Source organism: Gemmatimonadaceae bacterium, from assembly GCA_019752115.1.
GTDB lineage: Bacteria > Gemmatimonadota > Gemmatimonadetes > Gemmatimonadales > Gemmatimonadaceae > Gemmatimonas.
On sequence record JAIEMN010000054.1, the window covers coordinates 1 to 6,293 of the forward strand.

The 6,293-nt window shown below is 64.8% G+C and carries 6 protein-coding genes; 1 reads left to right on the plus strand and 5 read right to left on the minus strand.

The window, feature by feature from the left end; all coding sequences use genetic code 11:
• The 5 genes from K2R93_19640 to K2R93_19660 form a co-directional block, all read right to left on the minus strand.
• A partial coding sequence (locus K2R93_19640) for a hypothetical protein (protein ID MBY0492064.1) occupies positions 1-324 on the minus strand: 324 nt, incomplete at its 3' end.
• A gap of 14 nt (positions 325-338) precedes the next feature.
• Positions 339-560, minus strand: coding sequence for a hypothetical protein (locus tag K2R93_19645; GenBank protein MBY0492065.1), 222 nt, complete (start codon positions 558-560; stop codon positions 339-341).
• Complete coding sequence (gene fdh3B / locus K2R93_19650) at positions 557-1,180, minus strand: formate dehydrogenase FDH3 subunit beta (GenBank protein MBY0492066.1); 624 nt, start codon at positions 1,178-1,180, stop codon at positions 557-559. The genes K2R93_19645 and fdh3B overlap by 4 nt, the downstream gene beginning before the upstream one ends.
• A gap of 10 nt (positions 1,181-1,190) precedes the next feature.
• A complete protein-coding gene (locus tag K2R93_19655) occupies positions 1,191-4,151 on the minus strand; it encodes a formate dehydrogenase subunit alpha (protein ID MBY0492067.1) in 2,961 nt (986 codons plus the stop codon).
• A gap of 32 nt (positions 4,152-4,183) precedes the next feature.
• The gene (locus tag K2R93_19660; protein ID MBY0492068.1) at positions 4,184-4,393 is read right to left on the minus strand and encodes a hypothetical protein; all 210 of its coding nucleotides are present in this window, start codon (positions 4,391-4,393) and stop codon (positions 4,184-4,186) included.
• A 422-nt stretch (positions 4,394-4,815) separates the two neighbouring features.
• Here K2R93_19660 and K2R93_19665 point away from each other — a divergent pair, with 422 nt between their 5' ends.
• Positions 4,816-6,204 carry a sigma-54 dependent transcriptional regulator gene (locus K2R93_19665; GenBank protein ID MBY0492069.1) on the plus strand — a complete coding sequence of 463 codons (1,389 nt, stop codon included), beginning with the start codon at positions 4,816-4,818 and terminating at the stop codon, positions 6,202-6,204.
• Positions 6,205-6,293 lie beyond the last annotated feature (89 nt).

Consider the following 6,293-nt stretch of genomic DNA (forward strand, 5'->3'; position numbering starts at 1 on the left):
AGGCTGGATCAGATTGCCGGCCTCGGGCGCTTCATGTCGCGGCAGGCTGCTGTAGCCCGTGACGCCGGCCCCGACCGCACGCCACATGGGCGCGTTGTTGCCGGGCTGCACCTGGGCGCGCTCGGCATTGGTCTGAGTGGCGTAACCCGGCTCCTCGCTGGCATCGGGCTTCACATCAAAGATGTTCTGGCTCTTGATGCCACCCTGCTGCGCCGGCACCGACTTGGCGGGCGGCTCATCAAGCTTGAGTTTGTCCTGCTGGGCCAGGGCCGGAGCGGCCCAGCCCAGGGCCATGAGCATGGCCACGGCGAGAGCTTTTTTCATGAGGCGTCCGTTCTTCAGTTGACCCGGTTGTACTCGTTCTGGCCGTACTGGCCGCGCGCCTTGAGCTTGGACTCCCAGCTGGCCTTGTCACCCGGCTTCCAGTCCGGATCGACGTAGGCCTTGCCGGTGCCCTTGTAAGAGGGGGCATCGGATTTGGCGCCGGCAAGGGACTGGTCCACCTCGCCGCAGGCGGCGAGCAGGAAGGCGGTCGCGACGATCGTCAACGCTTTTTTCATGACTTGGCTCCTGCAGGTGCGGGCTTGCCAGCCTGGCGCGAACCGTAGGCCGTGCCCCAGCCCCAGACCTCAGCGCCCTTGCCACGCTGCAACACACGGGTGCGGAAGATGTCGGCCACCATGTCGCCGTCACCGGCGAGCAGGGCCTTCGTCGAGCACATCTCGGCGCAGGCGGGCAGCTTGCCCTCGGCCAGACGGTTGCGCCCGTATTTCTCGAACTCGGCCTGGCTGCCATGGGTCTCGGGACCGCCGGCGCAGAAGGTGCACTTGTCCATCTTGCCGCGCACACCGAAGGTGCCCTGCGAGGGGAACTGCGGCGCGCCGAAGGGGCAGGCGTAGGAGCAGTAGCCGCAGCCAATGCAGATGTCCTTGTCGTGCAGCACCACACCCTCGTCGGTGCGGTAGAAGCAGTTGACAGGGCAGACCGCCATGCAGGGGGCATCGCTGCAATGCATGCAGGCCACCGAGATGGACTTCTCGCCGGGAACCCCGTCGTTGAGGGTGACCACACGGCGGCGGTTCACGCCCCAGGGCACCTCGTGCTCGTTCTTGCAGGCGGTGACGCAACCATTGCACTCGATGCAGCGCTCGGCGTCACAAACAAATTTCATGCGTGCCATGTCTTACTCCTCAGGCCTTCTCAATCTGGCAGATGGTGGTCTTGGTTTCCTGCATCATGGTCACGATGTCGTAACCATAGGTGGTCGCCGTGTTCACCGCTTCGCCGCGCACGATGGGTGCTGCCCCCTTGGGGTAGTAAGACAGCATGTCAGCGCCCTGCCAGCGGCCGGAGAAGTGGAAGGGCATCCAGACCGTGTCGGGTCCGACGCGCTCGGTCACCAGGGCCTGCACGTTGATGCGCGCGCCGGTAGGCGTGCTCATCCACACCCGCTCTCCGTTGCGGATACCGCGCTCAGCGGCCGCCTTGGGGTGGATCTCCACGAAGGCTTCCTGCTGCAACTCGGCCAGCCAGGGGTTGGCGCGGGTCTCCTCGCCACCGCCCTCGTACTCGACCAGACGGCCCGAGGTCATGATCAGGGGGTACTTCTCGTGCACCTTGTCGGCCACGTTCTTCTGTTGCAGCGACTTGTACAGAATGGGCAGGCGCCAACGGTTCTTCTGGTCGTCGTGCGTGGGGTACTTGGCGATCAGGTCCGGACGGGTACCGTAGACCGGCTCGCGGTGCTGCGGCACCGGATCCGGGAAGTTCCAGACCACGGCACGGGCCTTGGCGTTGCCGAAGGGGTGGCAGCCATGGTTCTGCATGAACACGCGGATCATGCCGCCCGAGGGGTCGGTCTTCCAGTTCTTGCCCTCGGCCGCCTTCTGCTCGGCCTCGGTCAGCTCACCCCACCAGCCCAGCTTCTTGAGCAGGACATGGTCGAGTTCCGGATAGCCGGTGGTGATGTCGGCACCCACGGAGTGCGAACCGCTCTCGGCCAGCAGGCTCTTGCCTTCGCGCTCGACACCGAAATTGGCGCGGAAGTTGCCGCCGCCGTCCATGACGTGCTTGGACGTGTCGTACAGGTTGGGCGAGCCCGGGTGCTTGAGTTCGGGTGTGCCGTAGCAGGGCCAGGGCAGGCCGAAGTAGTCACCCGACATGTCGTAGCCGGTCTCCTTGTCGACCACCTTGCCCTTGCACTTGAGCGTCTTCACATCGAAGGCGTTCATGTGGCGCATGTGGGCCTTGAGACGCTCAGGGCTCTGACCCGTGTAGCCGATGGTCCAGACGCTGCGGTTGATCTCACGCAGGATGTCTTCGGGCACGGGCTCGTCCATGCCCTTGACCTTCTGCATCTTGTAGTTCTTGACCAGTTCCTTGTCGAAGCCCAGCCTCTGCGCCAGCTGGTACATGATCATGTGGTCGCTGCGGCTCTCCCACAGCGGCTCGATCACCTTCTCGCGCCACTGGATGGAACGGTTGGACGCCGTGCACGAACCGCTGGTCTCGAACTGCGTCGCCGCAGGCAGCAGGTAGACCGCGCGGTTGGGGTTCAGATCCTCGGGCTTGCCCGGCATGGCGGCCATGGCAGCCGTGGCCGACGGGTAGGGATCCACAACCACCAGCAGGTCCAGCTTGTCCATGGCGCGCTTCATCTCCAGACCGCGGGTCTGGGAATTCGGTGCATGGCCCCAGTAGAAGACGCCGCGCAGGTTCTGGTCCTGGTCGATCAGCTCGTTCTTCTCCAGCACGCCGTCAATCCAGCGCGAGACGGTGATGCCCGGCTTGGTCATCATCGCAGGCGAAGCGTACTGCTGCTTGATCCACTCGAAGTCCACGCCCCAGGCGTTGGCGAAGTGCTTCCACGCGCCTTCGGCGACGCCGTAGTAACCCGGCAGCGAGTCGGGGTTGGGACCGACGTCGGTCGCGCCCTGCACGTTGTCGTGGCCACGGAAGATGTTGGTGCCGCCGCCGGACTTGCCGACGTTGCCCAGCGCCAGCTGCAGAATGCAGGAGGCGCGCACCATGGCGTTACCGATGGTGTGCTGGGTCTGGCCCATGCACCAGACGATGGTACCGGGACGGCTCTCATGGAGCATCCGGGCAACCTTGATCATCTGAGCCTCGGACACACCGCAGGCCTCCTCAACAGCCGCAGGCGTCCACTTGGCCAGCACGTCCTTCTTGACGTCCTCCATGCCGTAGACGCGGTCGTTGATGTACTTCTTGTCTTCCCAGCCGTTCTTGAAGATGTGGTAGAGCAGGCCGAAGAGGAAGGGGATATCGGAGCCCGAGCGGATGCGCACGTACTCGTCGGCCTTGGCTGCGGTACGGGTGAAACGCGGGTCGACCACGATCATCTTGCAGCCGGTTTCCTTGGCATGCAGCATGTGCAGCAGGCTGACCGGGTGGGCCTCGGCGGCGTTGGAACCGATGTACAGGGCGACCTTGCTGTTCTGCATGTCGTTGTACGAGTTGGTCATCGCGCCGTAGCCCCAGGTGTTGGCCACGCCGGCCACCGTGGTGGAGTGGCAGATACGCGCCTGGTGGTCGCAGTTGTTCGTGCCCCAGAAGCTCACGAACTTGCGCATCAGGTACGCCTGCTCGTTGCTGTGCTTGGACGAGCCGATGAAGTAGACGCTGTCCGGACCGCTGGCCTTGCGCAGCTCCAGCATGCGGTCAGCGATTTCCTTGAGTGCCGTGTCCCAGCTGATGCGCTCGTACTTGCCATTGACCAGCTTCATCGGGTAGCGCAGGCGGTACTCACCGTGACCATGCTCGCGGATCGAGGCGCCCTTGGCGCAGTGCGCACCCAGGTTGATCGGCGAATCGAACACCGGCTCCTGGCGCGTCCAGACGCCGTTTTCCACCACAGCGTCGATGGCGCAGCCCACCGAGCAGTGGGTGCAGACGGTGCGCTTGACTTCGATCTTGCCGTCACCCACACCCACCTTGCTGGCGGCACGGGCCTTCTTGACGAGCGTGAGCTGCGAGGCAGCCAGACCGACACCCAGACCCAGGCCCGAGCGGCGCAGGAAGGCACGGCGGTCCATGGTGGGCAGGGCCTGAGACAGGCCACGGCGCAGGCTGTGCACAAAGGGCGAGCGGGCCGTGGCCTCGGTCGCCGGGGATTTCTTGGTGAGCAACATGTCTCTCTCCAGCTTGAGCTTTGACTTGGTGTTTAGAGGCGGGTGGTCTGGTAGTAATGCTTGACGTGTTCGGTCAGCTGGTAGCCGCCACCCTTGTTGGGCGCGGGCTTGAGCTCCTGGGCAGCCTGTTCGGCCGGCTGTGCGGCCGGCAGCAGACTGGCCACCGCGGCCACGGCACCGACCGTGCCCGCCCCTGCGAACAGGGTGCGACGCGACAATTTCCCTTGGGCTTGTTGACTCATGCTGGTCTCCTGTGACTAACGTTTATCCGTTACCAGGATAGGAACGGATATGCATAACCTCCTGCGAATTTATCAACGCGGAGTCGATTCAGCAAGCGAATCTCCTGATAAGTCCTGACCGTGTTTTCCCTCGTGGAGCACCTTAATTTAGTAATGGCTGATATTTACACGCGCACTCATGCTCGACCTACGACGCAGGCACACCAAGGCGGCACAGGGCTTTGCGTGATTGCTGCTTCGCAGCATCGGATCCGTGAGAAGACAGCCTGACGCAGACGATGCGACAAGTTGTCGCAAGTCATCATGCAGCAGATAAGAATGCTTCCCAATTCGAATCTCCTCGCCGTGTTGCACGCAGGTCGAAACACGCGATACCCGAGAAAATCACTCGGAAGTGCTCGCTAGAATCCTTCACTTCCCGCATGCACAACGTGACCCCGACCCCGCACCCGGCCGATAGCGCCAAGATGGCCGAAGGCTGGCCCTACTGGTCCATCCTCGTCGTCGACGACGAGCCGGGCATGCGCAACTTCCTCGTCAAGACCCTGGGGCCGCGCTGCCAGACCGTGCACGAGGCCGGTAGCGCGGAAGACGGCGCCGCGCTGCTGCGTGACCACCACGTCGATCTGATCATTCTGGACATCGCCCTGCCCGGCATGAATGGCGTGGTCTGGCTCAAGGACCTGCGCGAGCACGGCTACACGGGCCAGGTCATCCTGATCACGGCTTTTGCCGACCTGGACACGGCCATCGAGGCGCTGCGTGCCGGCGCCTCGGACTTCATCCTCAAGCCCTTTCGCGTGCCGCAGATCCTCAACGCCGTGCGGCGCTGCTACGAGAGTGCACGGCTGGCGCGCGAAAACTTCGTGCTGCGCCACACGCTGGCGCGCAGCCAGTTCGCCGACAACGGCCTCGTCGGGCGCTCGACCCAGATCGCCGAGCTGTCGGCCTCGGTGCGCCGCGTCGCCCCGGTCAACAGCACGGTGCTGCTGCAGGGCGAATCGGGCACGGGCAAGGAGCTGGTGGCGCGCGCCCTGCACGCCCTGAGTCCGCGCGCGCACGGCCCCTTCGTGCCGGTCAACTGCGCCTCGGTCTCGCCCGAGCAGATGGAGAGCGAGCTCTTCGGCCACGCCAAGGGAGCGTTCGCCGGCGCCACACGCGCGCGCGACGGCCTGTTCTATTACGCCCAGGGCGGTACGCTGTTCCTCGATGAGGTAGCCGAGCTGCCGCTGGCGCTGCAGGCCACCCTGCTGCGCGCGCTCGAAGACCTGCAGATCCGGCCGGTGGGCAGCCAGCAGCTGCTGCCGGTGAACGTGCGCATCATCGCCGCCACCAACCGCGACCTGCAGCAGGAGGTGGCCGAGGGGCGCTTTCGCAAGGATCTCTACTACCGCCTGCAGGTGGTGGAGCTCGCCCTGCCACCGCTGCGCGAGCACAAGGAGGACATTCCCGACCTCGTGCAGCACTTCACCAGCCAGCTCGCCCCCGTGCTGGGGGCCTTGCCACTGCAGCTAACGGCCGCCGAGATGGATTACCTCACGCAGTACGACTGGCCGGGCAATGTGCGCGAACTGCGCAACCTGATCGAGCGCTCGCTGATTCTGGGCACGCTCAACGTGTCGGCGCTCTATGCCATGGACAAGAAACGCCGCGCTGCCACAGCGGCACCGACCGACCTGCACACGCTGGAAAAGCAGCACATCCTTGCCGTGCTCGACTCGGTGCAGGGCGACAAGACCCGGGCCGCACAGCTGCTGGGCATCTCGCGCCGCACCCTGGAGCGGCGCTGCGCCGAATGGGCCCTCTCGTGAAGCCCTGGCCAAGGTTGCGCGCCCTGCTCGCGCCACGCTGGCTCACGCATTCCATCCGCAACAAGCTGCTGGCCATGGCCCTGCTGCCG

Bases quoted from the DNA above. Each gene is read 5' to 3' on its own strand.
- K2R93_19665 (MBY0492069.1), top strand. From the start codon at position 4,816: ATGCACAACGTGACCCCGACCCCGCACCCGGCCGATAGCGCCAAGATG.
- K2R93_19660 (MBY0492068.1), bottom strand. From the start codon at position 4,393: ATGAGTCAACAAGCCCAAGGGAAATTGTCGCGTCGCACCCTGTTCGCA.
- fdh3B (MBY0492066.1), bottom strand. From the start codon at position 1,180: ATGGCACGCATGAAATTTGTTTGTGACGCCGAGCGCTGCATCGAGTGC.
- K2R93_19645 (MBY0492065.1), bottom strand. From the start codon at position 560: ATGAAAAAAGCGTTGACGATCGTCGCGACCGCCTTCCTGCTCGCCGCC.
- K2R93_19655 (MBY0492067.1), bottom strand. From the start codon at position 4,151: ATGTTGCTCACCAAGAAATCCCCGGCGACCGAGGCCACGGCCCGCTCG.